The organism is Ruegeria sp. C10 (genome assembly GCF_056537805.1).
Window position 1 is genome coordinate 130,268 of the sequence record NZ_JBQFSC010000006.1, and the last position, 15,633, is coordinate 145,900.

Annotated in this window: 6 protein-coding genes; 5 read left to right on the plus strand and 1 reads right to left on the minus strand. The window is 57.8% G+C overall.

The window, feature by feature from the left end; all coding sequences use genetic code 11:
* Nucleotides 1–24: 24 nt before the first annotated feature.
* Together ACR0DE_RS20100 and ACR0DE_RS20105 are read left to right on the plus strand one after the other, a co-directional pair.
* Nucleotides 25–6,972, plus strand: coding sequence for a neuraminidase-like domain-containing protein (locus ACR0DE_RS20100; protein WP_480754997.1), 6,948 nt, complete (start codon nucleotides 25–27; stop codon nucleotides 6,970–6,972).
* Nucleotides 6,973–6,991: 19 nt separating this feature from the next.
* On the plus strand, nucleotides 6,992–10,351 hold the full coding sequence (locus ACR0DE_RS20105; protein ID WP_480754998.1) for a Tc toxin subunit A-related protein: 3,360 nt from the start codon (nucleotides 6,992–6,994) through the stop codon (nucleotides 10,349–10,351).
* 23 nt (nucleotides 10,352–10,374) lie between these two features.
* Here the strand turns inward: ACR0DE_RS20105 and ACR0DE_RS20110 are convergent, their stop codons facing one another.
* Complete coding sequence (locus ACR0DE_RS20110) at nucleotides 10,375–11,904, minus strand: sulfatase-like hydrolase/transferase (RefSeq protein ID WP_480755000.1); 1,530 nt, start codon at nucleotides 11,902–11,904, stop codon at nucleotides 10,375–10,377.
* Between the two features lie 375 nt (nucleotides 11,905–12,279).
* Here ACR0DE_RS20110 and ACR0DE_RS20115 point away from each other — a divergent pair, with 375 nt between their 5' ends.
* From ACR0DE_RS20115 to ACR0DE_RS20125, 3 genes are read left to right on the plus strand one after another with little or no spacing between them, the layout of a single operon-like run.
* Complete coding sequence (locus tag ACR0DE_RS20115; RefSeq protein ID WP_480755002.1) at nucleotides 12,280–13,083, plus strand: inositol monophosphatase family protein; 804 nt, start codon at nucleotides 12,280–12,282, stop codon at nucleotides 13,081–13,083.
* Nucleotides 13,084–13,087: 4 nt separating this feature from the next.
* Nucleotides 13,088–14,788: a Na/Pi cotransporter family protein gene (locus tag ACR0DE_RS20120; protein WP_170613574.1), complete on the plus strand. Its 1,701-nt coding sequence runs from the start codon at nucleotides 13,088–13,090 to the stop codon at nucleotides 14,786–14,788.
* Entirely contained in the window at nucleotides 14,785–15,534 is a 750-nt protein-coding gene (locus ACR0DE_RS20125; RefSeq protein WP_480755005.1) for an N-formylglutamate amidohydrolase, read from the plus strand. Before ACR0DE_RS20120 ends, ACR0DE_RS20125 begins: the two co-directional genes overlap by 4 nt.
* Nucleotides 15,535–15,633: the final 99 nt, after the last annotated feature.

Consider the following 15,633-nt stretch of genomic DNA (forward strand, 5'->3'; position numbering starts at 1 on the left):
AGTTGTCAGAAAGGGTACCTCCTCATGACCAAAGTTACGCATCCGCTAAAGCCCAGAATGCGCCGCGCTACGGTGGGCGATCTGCAATCCGCTTTGCTGGCACTGCTGCGTGAAGGCTTGGTGCTGGCCAATGATATCAACGCGCGCCGAGCGCTGGCCGATATCGTGTCGCGCGAAAAGGATGGCCGCACACCGACCTACGGAAAAGGCACCACTGAAGCCGTTCGCCTGATTCAGAAAGAGGCCGATCTGTCCCCGACCGGCAGTGTCGATAAAAGGACGGCGGCTGTGATTAACGATCTGGTCGCTCGACTGGACACACCGACGGATTTTGGCACCTACCGTGTCAGCGGTCGCGTCATAAGTGCGCAAAGTGCGGCTGTTGATGGCCTTGCTGTTGTTGTTGTCGACAAAGGTGTCGGCGGCGACGTTGAACTGGGGAAGGCTACAACCGGTAAACGCGGTGCCTTCGAGATTGTGTTTGCCGGAGATCAGATCACCAAGCGCGGCAAGGATGCGCCAGACCTTCAGGTGCAGGTGCGTTTGAATGACGATGTGGTTGCCGCTTCGGCGGTGGAATATGACGCCGGACCGGATTCCGAGCTTTCCGTGGTTCTGCCTGCTGAAAGTGCCGCAAAACTGTCGTCAGAACACGCCACACTGACCAAGGCGCTCTCTGGTCAGTTCAACGGTGCCTTGTCGAAACTTGAAGAAAGCGACACCCGTCAGGACATCACATATCTGGCCAATAAAACAGGTTGGGACGCGCGCGCCGTGGCACTGGCGTCGCTATCCCAGCAGTTGTCTGACAAGACCGCTGGACGGCGTGGTCAACGCATCGACTCTGGCCTGTTCTATGCGCTTTTACGTGCAGGTGTTCCCGCCGATGACACCGCGGTTTTCCGCACGCCCCCTGCTAAAGTGGCGCAAATCTGGAAATCCGCGCTGGATGAAGGATTGATCGACGCCAAACTGGCGGATCAGACAGATGCCTCCCTTGCCCGATTTACCGAAGTCTCCGCGCGCGTGCGGCTGGATACGCCCCCTCCCGGGACTTTGGCCGGAATGCAGCCTTTGCTTGCACTTTCGCTGACGCGGGATGACGAGCGTGAAACTTTTGCCGCGCTCCATGCGGCGCATGGTGATGATCTCGATACATTCTGGACCGAGGTAGAGGGTAAGTTGGGTCAGGACAAAGCCGCCCGTTTGCAGACCGATGGCAAGCTTGCCTATCTGACGCTCAACAACTCCAAGCTGGTCGAACGCTTGCACCGTGACACCGATGGCGATGCGGACGGTACGTTGGGAGGCCTAGTGAAGGCGGGTTTTCATAAAGCCGATGCCTGGGCCGCGATCATGGATAATACCGACCCCGTACCAGAGGCAGTTCAGGGCAGGGATGCCGCCGAAAGACGCGCCAACTATGCAGAATTCATGGCCGCTCAGGTGCGGCTGTCTTTCCCGACTGCGGTTGTTGCGGAAATGGTCCGGGCGCAGGAGACGCCATTGGTCGATACCGGGTTGTCGAACAACGTTCATGAATTCCTCGCAAAACATGCCGATACCTTCCAGATAGGTCAGCAGCCCGTTGCGCGCTTTATTGCAAAAAATGCGCTGGACGAACCGCCAGAAGTAGTGCGCGAAATCTCACGCATTCAGCGGGTCTATCAGATCTCGCCCGACGACAGCAGTATGAATGCCATGCTGGCTGCAGGGTTGGATTCGGCCTATACGGTCGTGGCGCTGCCACAAGATGAGTTCCTGCGCGCCCACAAGGCCGTTCTGAACGAGGCCGTCGCGTTGCAGATCTACCGCAAGGCCGAACAGGTTCATGGAGCGGTTCTGAATCTGGCCACCGCTTATATGACTCACCGGATGATGCCAGCGATCGGCCCCAGCGTGGGCGCTGCTGACGGGTTTTTGAACCCTACCCCGGGCGGGTCGGACAATTTTGGCGATGTGATCGCATACTCCACATTAGAAGAGCTATTTGGTTCGATGGATTATTGCGGGTGCGAGCATTGCCGTTCGGTCCTCAGCCCCGCAGCCTATCTTGTCGATCTTCTGCTGTTTCTCGATCGCCCCGCGACCGAGATTCCGAACGGCTTCACCAATCCACTTGATGTGTTGCTTGATCGGCGGCCTGATATTCAGCACCTGCCTCTGACTTGCGAAAACACTCTGACGCCTGTGCCATACATCGACTTGGTGAACGAGGTGCTGGAGCATTTCGTTGTCAACGGCATGTCTTTGGGTGGATATCAGGGTCATTCGACCGATGGTCAAACACCGCCTGAAGAGTTGCTGGCCAGTCCACAATTTGTGCGCGATGCCGCCTATGCCACGCTGGCCACCGCCCAATTCCCTGCCCCCCTGCCGTTTGACCGTTCGTTGGAGGCACTGAAGGCCCTGTTCAATCGTTTCGACGCGCCTTTACATTGGGTTATGGCCGACTTGCGTTCGTCAGACGCGCTGGACGATGCACCGTACGGATGGCGCGACATCTGGCTGCAGCGCTTGAACATCTCGCGCGGTCTCAACGCCGTCCTGACCGAAAGCGTGTCGGTTGCCGGGTCAGCGCGACCCGATCTGACAGTGCGTTCGCTTTATGGTTTTGATGCGGGTGCCAGCGCCGCCGAAGTGCGTGATGGCTTGGAAAGCGTGCGCGACCTGTGCCGCCGCACCGAGATCACGCCGGTTGATCTCGTGAACATCCTAAAGACCGAGTTCGTGAACCCCGGAGCCGCGCTGATCCCGAAGCTTGAGCATCTTGGCCTGGGCTTCGACGATATCCGGGCCTTCCGGGACGGCGCGATCAACTTCGCAGAACTACAAAGCCGGATGGCGGCAGGGGTCGAGCCTGAACGCTTTGGGGGTGATATCGAGGCATGGTTGCTTGATGACACTACTTTCGACCGGATCATGGGTCTGATCGTGCTTACAAATCCGCAAGACCCGTCGGATATGTGCGACCTAAGCGCGCTTGAACTGCGTCACCCAGACCCTGATCCGCTGTCCAACCGCCTTGAATGGAATGACTTTATCCGGATTAACCGGTTCGTCCGCCTGTGGCGTGTTCTGGAGCTTAGCATTGCCGACACGGATTCTATCATCTCGGCGCTTTATCCGACGAACCAGATGCCGGGCGGCGCCGACGCGCAGGTAGACCTGGCTCGCATGGATGCCGGCTTTGCCGAGCTCCTGCCACAGTTGGGCATCGCCATGTCGGCCCTTGATGCGCTGGAGCTAAGGCCCGAGGACGCGCTGCGCCCGATCCTGGCCCTCTTTGGACCAATCAGCACCAATGGAACCGCCGCGCTATTCCGTGAAATGTTCCAGCGGCCTGCTCGCGAAAACCCCGCCTTTGCCGAGGACGGTTTTGGCGGTGTGCTTACAGACCCTGCGGCCCCGTTGCTGCCCGAGGTTGAAACCTTGCGCGCGGCCTTTTCATTGACGGGTCCGGAATTTAACCGGATCGTCGCTGTTTTGGGGTTCGATGACACGACACCCCTGACCATCGAGACGGTCAGCGCAATCTACCGTCGCGGCTGGTTGGCGCGCGCGCTTGAGCAAAGCTTGCCGGGATTGGAGCGTTTGCTGCAAGCCACCGGTCTTGACCCCTATGGCCCGCAAGACGCCACTGCACCCGCTCTGTTGACGGTTATCGATCTGGTGCATCGCCTGTCCGAGCTAGGCCTGTCGCTGGAAACAGCGCTGGCGCTGCTGTTGAACCATGACCCAAGTGGTCAGACGACACCGCCCGCAGAAAACATCACGACCCTGGCACGCGATCTGCGTGCAGGGTTTGCGGCGATCACCAATGACTTTGTTCTGGTGGACGATCCCGATGGCGGTATTGCCCGGTCCCACATGGCTCTGGTCTATGGGGCCGAAGCGACCGAGCAGTTCTTCGGATATCTGGAGGCCACATCCTCGGCCGAGGTTACCTATGACCATTCTGCCACTGCGCTAGAGCCGGCGATCCTGGCCGAGGCGCCCGATCAAATCGCTTATGACGATTTCCGCAAGGTTCTGGTTTTCAACGGGCTCATGTCGACCACTGTCAGAGATGCCCTGCAGGCCGTCGCCGGGACACCTGCTGCCTTCATGCCAGCAATTGACGCTTTGTTCAATGCAAGCGAGGCACAATCACAGCCATTCTTCACCCGCTTCCCCGAGCTGCTCCCGCTTCACGACGCATACCGCAGCTCAACTGCGTCAAAGGCCGAGGCCTATCGTGCCCTGCTTGAAGGAATCCTGCCGCAGCTGATCTCAAGACGGAAACGCCAGGTGGCGCTGCAGCTTCTGGGTACCGCGATCGAAGTTGAGGCCGATCTGGCAGCCGTCCTGTTCGAAAAGGCCGAGGTTCTGCATGCGGCGACTGATCCAGCCAGCTCCGCGCTTGAGGATGCCCTGATGCTCGAATCCGGGGGTCTGAGTGCTGAAATCAGCGATGGTCCGGCCCACACTGCACCACCTGCGCGGGTCGAAACCATTTCTGGCGCGATTGATTTTGTCTCCACTGGAACAGTGCTGCCAGACAATCAAACCACACCAGGTTCTTCGATTTCGATCCGGTTACGGGGATATCTGGAAGCGCCTGAAAACGGGTTCTTCAACATTGCTGTCGAAGCTGATGCGGGCGCGACCGTGACACTCAGCATCGCGGGCGAACCTGTTCTTCTAACCGAGGCGGGCGGCATATGGTCAAACACCAACGCGATCGAGCTTCGCGCAGGCACTTTGGTCGAAATCGCGCTGGGCGTGGCCAATGTGACCGACCGTCTGGCGTTGCGTTGGAGTGCACCGGGCCGAGGAACTGAGGTCATCGGCGCTACGCATCTCTACCCGGCTGATCCGGTATCGCATCTGGGCGCGGCCTACCTGCGCACGCGCCGCATTGCACGGTTGTCCGAAACGCTGAAACTTGACGTCGCTGAGATCTTGCACCTGACGACACATGGCGATTTGCAGATTGCGGGTGCGGCCTGGCCAAACAGCCTGCCCGTCACCGGTACACCCGATGATCCGACCTCTGCCGCGCTGATGGGGGTGCTAACGGCCCACCTGCGCATGGCGCGATTAAAGGCGACTTATGCCCCTGAAAATGCCCGGCTGGTCTCGATAGCCGAGAATCCAGCGGTCGCCATAGCCGACGCCGAGGCTGAGTTGTTCCAAGTCACGCGCTGGGATCCCGTGGATATCGCCGCCCTGTTGGTACATTTCGGACTCACCCCTGCCGATATTGGCGATCTGGCCGTTCTGGAGCGGCTTCATGACATCGCCGAATGGCTGGCGGCACTTGGGATTCCGGCGACAGCGCTGATCGCCGCCGCAACACCCGCCCCAACCGGACCCATTGTGCGGAATTTCCGGGCTGCCCTTCGCGCGCGCTACAGCCCGGATGACTGGCTCAAAATCCTGCAACCGATCAATGACCGCCTGCGCAAGCGCCAGCGTGATGCATTGGTGGCGCATATCCTGCACGATCTGCGCGGGCGTCCGGATGCGGCGCATATCAACACGCCCGAAAAGTTATTCGAATTCTTCCTGATGGACGTGCAGATGGAGCCGTGCATGCTCACTTCGCGGGTTCGTCACGCATTGTCCTCGGTACAGATCTTTACCGAGCGCTGCCTGATGAACCTTGAACCCCGTGTAGCCGCGTCCAGCCTCAGGTCGAAACACTGGGAATGGATGAAGCGCTATCGCGTGTGGGAGGCAAACCGGAAAATCTTCCTGTACCCTGAAAACTGGATGGAGCCGGAATTGCGCGACGACCAGTCACCCTTCTTCCGCGAAGCGATGAGTGAATTGCTGCAGGGTGACATCACCGAGGAACGCGCAGCCACCTCGCTGATCGGGTATCTGCAGAAACTGGAAGAGGTCGCCAAACTGGAAGTATGCGGTCTCTACCAGATCGAAGGCGATCCCGGTGCTGCAGACGACGTGTTGCATGTTATCGGGCGCACCGCCGGGGCCAAACGCAGTTATTACCACCGGACCCGTGCCTACGGCTCGTGGAGCGCGTGGGAGAAAATCCCGCTGGATATCGAGGATAATCCGGTCATGCCGCTGGTCTGGAACAATCGTCTGTTCCTGTTCTGGATCAAGATGATGCCGGAAAACACGGCACAAGGAACACCCAACGCGGGATCAGGCCCGCTGGCCGAGGTTGAGGCGTCATCGTTGATGGATGTTGATGAACCCACCTTTGACGTCAAGGTCATGCTGAACTGGACCGAACGGGTGGATGGCGTGTGGCAACCGCCGCGCAGTTCGGATCCTGATGAGCCCCTGTTGCTGCGCGAAAACGTGCCAGCCCGAGAGATGCGCAATTTCCGTAAAGGCATCCGCCTGTCTTCATTCCCATGGACCAACGGGATGCGGATATCGATCTCGTACAAGGATTGGTTGGGCGTTTCGTTCTTCATGTACAACACGTTTAGCACACCCGATACGCGCTCACCCAAGAAGGCGCCGCATTTCTTGCCGAAACGTATTACGTCGACCGGGTCAAACCGCCTTACAGCGATCTATTCCAATGACGGGATCACGCATCGGTTGCTGTCCAATAAGGCGCCCGATCAGGCCACACAGCCGCATCACCCGACCAATGGAGAAGCCTGGGAGTCGCCGTTCTTCTATGCCGACCCGCGACATGTGTTCTACGTGTCCACGAAGCAGCGGATCGTCGAAGTTGTGACTTGGCTTGATTTTGGCCGCGTGGCCGAGGTTGACCCGACAATCGATACCATGGTGCTGGCATTCGAGCCGTTTGCCGAGCAGCCCGACCGGATTGAACGGGTGACTGCAATCCCCGGCTTTGGCAGCGCCGACCTGAGCACTCTTCGTGCATTCGTGACCGAAGACGCCTTTGTCCATACAGCGCTGGGCACCGGTGGCACGGTCCGCTTTGGCGACCGCGACATCGGCCCGATGGGCAGCACCGTCCGCATGCGTCGCACTTGATCCGGAAAGGACTTTGATCATGGATACCAGCAAGATCAGCACTTACGGCTATCATCACCTGCTTGATCAGGACATTTTCGGCCCCCAGAAGATCAAGCTTATCAGCTATGAAAAACACTGGGACTACACGTTTGAAAACTTCTTCCACCCCTTCGTGTCGGAGTTGATCGAGCGTCTGAACATACAGGGTGTGCCCGGGATGTTGTCCCCGGAGTTTCACAAAAGCTTGCGCAAGTCATTCTTCAATTCCCTCTATTCCCCGCAGGAAACCGACAAGATCGACATCCATTCGTTCCCAAAGGAAATCGACACGCGGATGGGTGGGCCTTATGCCAACTACAATTGGGAACTGATGTTCCATGTGCCGCTGACCATTGCGGTGCACTTGTCCAAGACCCAACGTTTCGCCGAAGCGCAACGCTGGTTCCATCTGATTTTCGATCCGACCGAGAATGACCCCGATGTACCGGTGCCCACACGCTATTGGCGTTTCCTTGCCTTTCGCGAGGGCGAAGCCCAATCCATCGATACGTTGTTGACCCTGCTCAGCAAACCAAACGACGAATGCACTGACGCGGAGCTGGCCGAGAAAGAAGCGATCCTAAATGGGTATGAAGCGGTGCGAAACACCCCGTTTCAGCCCTTTGCAGTCGCGCGCACACGGACGATTTCATTCATGATGCACGTGGTGATGAAGTACCTCGACAATCTGATTGCCTGGGGTGACAACCTGTTCCAGCAATTCACGCGCGAAGCCATCATGGAAGCGCTGCAGATCTATGTGCTCGCCTCGAACTTGCTGGGCGACAAGCCGCAGCGTTCACCTGCGGGTGGAACAACCACGCCACGCACCTTTGCGCAGCTTCGGGCGCAAGGGCTTGATCCGATGGGCAATGCATTGGTCGAGCTTGAAGGCGCGTTCCCCTTCAATTTCACAACGCCAACAGGTGCGGGCACCAGCGACAGCGCTGCGCCGTTATTCGGTATGGCCCGCACGTTGTATTTCTGCATCCCGCATAATGAAAAGCTGCTGGGTTATTGGGATACGGTTGCCGACCGTCTGTTCAAAATCCGCAACTGTATGGATATCGAAGGGCAGGTTCGTCCGCTTGCCCTGTTCGACCCGCCGATCGATCCCGGAATGCTGGTCAAGGCGGCGGCGGCTGGGCTGGATATCGGCTCTGTCGTTTCGGGTTTGAATCAACCGGTCAGCCCCGTCCGCTCGCGCGTGTTGATCGAGAAGGCGGCGGAATTGGCCGGAGAGGTCCGCAATATCGGGTCGGCGTTGCTGACCGCCTTGGAAAAACGCGACGCCGAGGCACTGGCCCTGTTGCGGCAAGGTCACGAAGTCAGCTTGCAGAAACTGCAGGTCGATCTTCGTTACCTTCAATGGAAAAACACCGAGGCAGCGACGCAAGCGTTGATAGGCAGTCGTGGCGCGGCGCTTGAGCGATTGAACTATTACAAGCGCCTGCTGGGTCAGGAAGCTGATCCAAATGCGCCCGAGACCCTGGAGCTGACCCGTCAGACCCTGACAAAGGCCAATTTCGACGAAGCCTACGAAGCACTTGTTGCGCAATATGACGTCCCGGTTCAGCGGCTGGAGTTTCCCGATCTTGAGCGTCCGGGCGATGGCGATGGCGCGCAGACGTCAGGCCAAACCGGGGACGGAGACCTTCACCTGTCGAAAAAAGAGAATGAAGAACTTAACATCCTGCTGCCAATAGCCCGGGACACAACGTTGGCCAAATCGGTGTTCCACTCGATCTCGGCAACGCTTACCCCGATCCCCGACCCGAAACTGGACCTGCATTATTGGGGCCTCGGTGGCACCATCGACTTTAAGGTGGGAACCGTGCTGTCCTCGGTCATGCGGATCGCGGGGGATGTATCCGGGATGATCGCGGATTGGAACCGTGATCAGGCCGGGATGGCGGCTCGCGCTGCCGCCTATGAACGCCGCGCCGACGAATGGATATTGCAGCACAATCTGGCGGCCCATGATGTGATGCAGATCGGGCGTCAGATTCTGACATCGTTGATCGCGGAACAGGCGCAGCATCGCGAATATCTGAACGTCAAAAAGGCAATCCGTCTGACCGAACAGACCCGCGATTTCCTGCAGGATAAGTATACCAACGAAGAACTTTACGGCTGGCTGCAGGGCGAGCTGTCAAAGCTGTATTACGAGTATTACCGCTTTGCCTTCGATACCGCACGGCGTGCCGAGCAGACCATGAAAGCCGAACTGATGCGGCCCGAGCTGGATCAGAAAACTCTGGTGCAGTTCAACTATTGGGATGGCGGTCGCAAGGGGCTTCTTTCCGGCGAGGCGCTGCTGCTGGACGTCAAGCGGATGGAGCTTGCGTATCATGAACACAACCGCAACGAATACGAGCTGACCAAACATGTCAGCCTGCTACAAATCGATCCGCTGGCCCTGGTCAATCTGCGAAGAACAGGTCGGTGTACCTTTAAAATCCCCGAGGCGCAGTTCGATCTGGATGGGCCGGGCCACTACTTCCGCCGGATCAAGAGTGTTGCGCTCAGCCTGCCCTGCGTGTCCGGGCCCTATATTGGGACCCACGCGAAACTCGTGCATCTCAAGAGCAGCATCCGGCAGCGACCGGACATCGGGGATGGCTACGTTCGCACGGGACCCGAAGACGACCGTTTCGCCGATATTCACAGCGCCGAAAGCAATGTGTTCAGTGCTGCGCAAATGGAAACCGGTCAGTTCGAGGGCATGCCTGATGATCGCTATTTACCATTCGAGAATGTGGGCGCAGTCAGCGAATGGCGGCTGGAGCTGCCGGCGGACCCAACGCAGGGCGATCCGCAACAGTTCGACTATGACACGATCTCGGACGTCGTCTTGCACCTGCGTTACACTGCGCGGGATGGCGGTGGGCCTGTGCGCAATGCAGCCGTTGATCAACTGAAGTCCGACATTGCGGCAGACGGGACTGTGGGCAATGTGCGGCTATTCTCACTGCGGCACGAGTTCCCGACAGAATGGGCACGCTTCCGCCGCGAAACACCCGCTGCGGGTGGGCGTCACGAGCTGCGGTTGACACTCCGACCCGAGCACTATCCCTATTGGTCGGCTGGTCGCCTCACGACGCTCAAACGGTGCGATCTTTTTGCTGAAAGCAGTCTGGATGCTGCTCCGGCAACAATCACGGTGTCTGATCGCTCTGATACCAGCGACGGAGGTGTGGTTCAGGACACATTGACCCGCCGACCGGAACTGGGCGATCTGGCGGTTGGTCAGTTGGCGACGGTTCCGTTACCCGCAGGCCCAACGGGTGAGATCGTGCTGTTTTTCGACACCGCAGAGTTCGAGGATATGCTGATGACTGTAACCTGGGGTGGTTGACGATCCTTAGCCATATAGGAACGTCACGGATGGCGCGGACCATCCGGGGTGATCATCCAGTTTGACAGGGTCTTGTCCATTTTCCGCATCCGGTGACGCAACATGTCGCGTGTCATGCGCGCCAATGTGGCGGCGTGTTCAGGATGTTCTGCTACGTTCTCCATCTCACCCTGCCCTTCACTGTCAAACAGCATGGGCGGCAGGTCGGCTGCGAACTCGATCAGAGTAAATCGGTCGTCGCGCAGGATGCTTAGGCAGCTTTCCTCCAGCCCCGTTTCCAGATCACGTTGCCAGCGGGTTGGGTTCAGCGGATCAGCGAAGTCCAGCTCCGAGAATGAATAGCGGCGCCAGTCAACCGGGGTTGAGGATTCACTCTGAAGGAAGGGCATCAGCGATTGCCCATTCATGGAATCCGGTATTGCCTGTCCGACCCAATCGAGAATTGTTGGAACGATATCAATTGATTCCGTTGGTGCCTCGACCCGTTTGCCACGGGCTCCATCGGGCACGCGAACGATCAACGGTGTATGATAGGCCGCATCATAAACCGACATTTTACCCCAACTGTGCCGATCCCCCAGCATCTCGCCATGATCTGCGGTGACCACCAGCAATGTGTTGTCATACTGCCCGGTCTCTTTCAGGAACGAAACCACGCGGCCGATATGATGATCTACCTCCGTGGCAAGACCCAGATAGATCGAACGCAGCGTCTGCACTACCTCGTCCGTAGGTTCAAGGTCCGGGAAGCCTTCAACAAATCCGGCAACCGTGCTGTTGGCCCGTGCCGGAGCGAAAAACGGATGCAACGCCTCTTCGGCCTCGGCGGTTAGTAACCGCGATGGCAATGGTAGCGAGGCAGGGTCATACATTCGGTTATATGGTGCCGGGGCTACCAGCGGTGGATGCGGGCGAATGTAGGTCAGATGTGCAAACCATCCCCGGTCATCATCCGCATAGGCCGGCATGGTTTCCAGAAACCGATCGGTTAGAAAGGCGGTATCGCTATCCTCGGCTGCGTAGAAGGCCGGGTCATTCAGTGCAGGCTGGCCGCCATCGGGTGCGACCGGTTTGAACACGTCAATGTAGTTTTCGAACTCATATCCACGGTTTTTCAGATGAGAACGCCATGGGAATGACATCTCCAACCGCATTTCCAGCATTTCCTGAAAACCGGCCATGTGGAATTCATATGACCTGAGCGCCGGGTCTTTTGCATCAAACACGCGCGGGTCCTGTGATGTGTCGGTATATCCAAACAGCATCGGCAGATACCCTGCCTTGCGCATCTCGCTGGCGATGGTCGGTGCATCGTGGCGCAGGGGCGTGCCGTTTCGTACCGACCGGTGGTTCATCGCGTATTGCCCGGTCAGCAATGAGGCGCGCGATGGCCCGCAGGGGTTGGTAACGGAAAAGTGCCGCGTGAAAGAAACACTGTCCTCCATCAACACGCGCATGTGAGGCAGGTCAACATGGGCCTCCAATGCCCCAAACAAACAATCCGCCCGCATCTGGTCGGTAATGATAAACAGGACGTTGTGTTTGTCTGTCATATCCCGGTGCTCCTGATCGCTGAACCGAATCCTTGGCCCTGCGCGTGTATTCCTGCCAAAACTACGCGGCGGTATTGCCTGCTTTGCCTCGGAATGGCGATACCCACCGCTCAAAAATCCACAAACGAAACCGCTAATCAACCAAAAACGGAATAATTTGGTTGAATAAGTTGTTTTTTGTGGGTTAATGTTGCTGTACTGTGTGGGGTTTTGTGACGTTGATGCTTAAAAGATGTTGCGTAATGCAGCATCGCAGAGTGACGATACAACCGGAACACCCATGTGCAATGGCGATCCGTTAGTCATCCAGTTTACCTGTACCATGACGGCGTCTCTGAATACTGCTTAAGGCATTGCAATGAGGGACAAAAACAGATGCTAACCCCACCAAATACCGTTGCAACGTCCGAAGGTACGTCAGATATCGCGATTCACGCCGCCGAAATCGCCAATATCGCCGCGCAGGCTGCGCGCGGGTACTTTCGGGGACGTTTGGGGGTTGAGTTCAAGGCGGACGAAAGCCCGGTCACACAGGCGGACAAGGGTGTCGAGGCCGTTGTGCGACAATATTTGGCTGAGAACTTTCCAGATGACGGTATCTTTGGCGAAGAGCAGGGGTTCGAAGGTCAGGATCGGCAGAATGTCTGGATTGTAGATCCCATTGACGGCACCCGGTCATTCCTGTCGGGGCATCCGTTGTTTGGGTTCCTGTTGGGATATCTCACGAATGGTGTTCCCCGATTGGGGGTCATCGGCATGCCTGCCCTGAACGAATTTCTGATCGGCATGAAAGGTCAAGGGGCCACACTGAATGGCAAGCCTGTCTCGGTCAGCGTTACACGCCAATTGAGCGACGCAGTTTTTTTCGTCAACGAAGGCGACAAGATTTACCGGGATCATCCGGCCCTGTTTGATCGGTTGATGAATTCGGGACAGACCCGACGCTTTGCCTATGACTGCTACCCGCATGCACTGCTTGCGATGGGCCATGTTGATGCGGTCATCGATTATGATCTGCAGCCTTATGACTATCTGCCGGTTTCCGCCGTAGTTGAAGCTGCGGGCGGGATCATGAGCGATTGGGAGGGTAAGCCGCTAGGTCTGAACTCCGACGGCCGAGTCATATCGGCGGCCACGCCGCAACTGCATTCCGAGCTGCTTGATCTGGTGAACGGATAACGGAATGGCGATTGTCAGTTTCCTCATAAGTCTGGCTGGTGCAACGATGCTGCTGCTCTACGCTGTGCGCATGGTGCGCACGGGCATCGAGCGTAGCTATGGTGCATCGTTTCAGCGGGTGATGACGGGGCAGCGCAGCTATGCGCAGGCCTCGATGGTAGGGCTTACAATGGCCGTCGTCTTGCAAAGCTCGGCCGCGGTTGCATTGCTGACCTCCGGATTTGCGGCGGGCGGGATGTTGGCCTTTCCGACCGGGCTCGCGATGGTTCTGGGTGGCGATCTCGGCTCGGCGCTGATCATTCAGGTTCTGTCCTTCAAACTGGATTGGTTGGTGCCGCTACTGCTTGCGGTCGGCGGCTATCTGTTCGTCAAGACAGAGGCCAAGAAACCGCGCCAGTTGGGCCGTATTCTGATGGGTGTCGCATTCATCCTGATCTCACTGCGTTTTCTCCGCGAGGCGATGGACCCAATCCGTGACAGCGCCTTTCTACCCGCCATCGCCGAGTATCTTGCGCGTGATTACATCACAGCGTTCCTAGTCGGTGGAGCGCTGGCCTTTGTCATGCATTCTTCGGTTGCTGCGATCTTGATGTGCGTGACCCTGGTGCAAATCGGGGCGATCCCGTTTGCCGCCGGGCTCTCGCTGGTGTTGGGTGCTAATTTCGGGTCGGCGTTCATCCCGGTTTGGCTGACACGCGGCATGGCGCTGTCTGCAAGGCGCATTCCCTTCGCTAATCTGGCGCTGCGGGGCAGTTGGTCAATTGTCTCGCTGTTTGCTGCCAACCTGGCGCTGCGAACCGGAGTATTGGGCGACCTGCAAGGCGGGCAGATGCTGGTGAATGCACATCTGATTTTCAACGCCTCGCTTCTGGTTCTGGCCCTGCCGTTCTGCGGCATGCTGCGCGCGCCATTCGAAAAACTGCTGCCCGATCCGAAAAGTCCTGAAAGCAGCGCGCAGCCCGGGCAACCGATCAGCGCACTTGATCTCGACTCCCTCAGCAGACCCAATCAGGCCCTGTCTAACCTCAAACGCGAGCTTCTGCGGATGAGCGATATGGTTGGCTCGATGTTCCGGCCTGCGCTGGAGCTCTATCGCAGTGGTGACAAGGAGCAGATCCGGGCCATTCGGGACATGGATACTGATGTGAACGATTGCCTTTCTGGTATCCGGCAATATGTGGCGGCTATCCCCGCTGATGCGTTCGGCAAGGAAAATGCCAAGATTGCGCGGGACCTAATGGAATATGCCATTCGCCTGGAAACCGCGGGCGACGTGGTGGCCAAACGCCTGACGGCATTGGCGGATGACATGCGCAAAAAGGGGGCCGCGTTCTCGAAAGAAGGTTGGTCAGAGCTGGTCGAAATGCACGAGGGGATTGTGGCCAACCTGAAACTGGCCTCGAACGTGCTGATCTCGGACGATCTGGAAAGCGCGCGTCTGCTGAGCCTGGAAAAAACCGAAATCAAGCGGGCCGAGCGTGACAGTCGCAAACGCCACCTTAAACGCTTGCAACATGGCAGCGCAGAAAGCTTTGAAACCAGTGACATCCACCTCGAAACCCTGCGCGCCTTTCGCGAATTCAACAGCCATATCGCGGCGGTTGCCTATCCGATCTTGTATCGCAATGGGCAGTTGCTTGAAACGCGTCTGATCGAAGAAATGCCGCAGATGGAACAGGATGCGGATACCGAGGTCAAAGGGTGACGGAATCAGTCGAAATCCTGAACGAGACGGGCATTGGGCGCGTCGTTCTGCTGTGTGAACATGCAAGCAACCGCATTCCGGCAGAGTTTGATGATTTGGGGTTGTCCGCATCCGCGCGCGTCAGCCATGCTGCTTGGGATCCGGGCGCAATGGCGCTGACACGGGCGCTGTCGACAGCGCTCGATGCTCCAGTCGTGGCCTCGACCGTCTCGCGATTGGTCTATGATTGCAACCGTCCGCCCGAGGCGGCAAGCGCAATGCCCAAGAAATCAGAACTGATCGAAGTGCCGGGTAATGTGGGCCTCGATCAATCGCAACGCGATGCACGCACCCAGGCAGTGTATGCCCCGTTCTGTCAGGCTGTTGCACAGGTTCTGGATGCGCGCGGTCCGGATACAGTCGTTGTGACTATTCACTCCTTCACGCCAGTCTATTTTGGTAAGCCGCGCGCGATTGAACTTGGACTTCTTCATGACGAGGACAGCCGTCTGGTCGATGCCATGCTGGATCATATGGATCAGATCCCGCATCGCCGCACGGAACGCAATCAGCCCTATGGCCCCGCTGACGGTGTAACGCATTCGCTCCGTCTCCATGCGCTGAGCCGGGGGCTGGCCAATGTGATGATCGAGGTACGCAATGATCTTTTGGGCAATGAAATACAGGTTGCCAACATGTCCCGGGACATACTGGCGCTGCTTGAACCGGCGCTGAACGATATCACGATCAGGGAGGGCGCATCGTGAGCGCGACACTGACATTTGAGCATTTGAAGGCTGAGGTTTCGTCTGGCGAGATTGATACGGTATTGGTTTGTTTGGTTGACCTTCAGGGCCGTTTGATGG

What these genes read in the sequence shown, in the direction of transcription:
- ACR0DE_RS20115 (WP_480755002.1), top strand. Translation starts at nt 12,280, where the DNA reads ATGCTAACCCCACCAAATACCGTTGCAACGTCCGAAGGTACGTCAGAT.
- ACR0DE_RS20120 (WP_170613574.1), top strand. Translation starts at nt 13,088, where the DNA reads ATGGCGATTGTCAGTTTCCTCATAAGTCTGGCTGGTGCAACGATGCTG.
- ACR0DE_RS20105 (WP_480754998.1), top strand. Translation starts at nt 6,992, where the DNA reads ATGGATACCAGCAAGATCAGCACTTACGGCTATCATCACCTGCTTGAT.
- ACR0DE_RS20110 (WP_480755000.1), bottom strand. Translation starts at nt 11,904, where the DNA reads ATGACAGACAAACACAACGTCCTGTTTATCATTACCGACCAGATGCGG.
- ACR0DE_RS20100 (WP_480754997.1), top strand. Translation starts at nt 25, where the DNA reads ATGACCAAAGTTACGCATCCGCTAAAGCCCAGAATGCGCCGCGCTACG.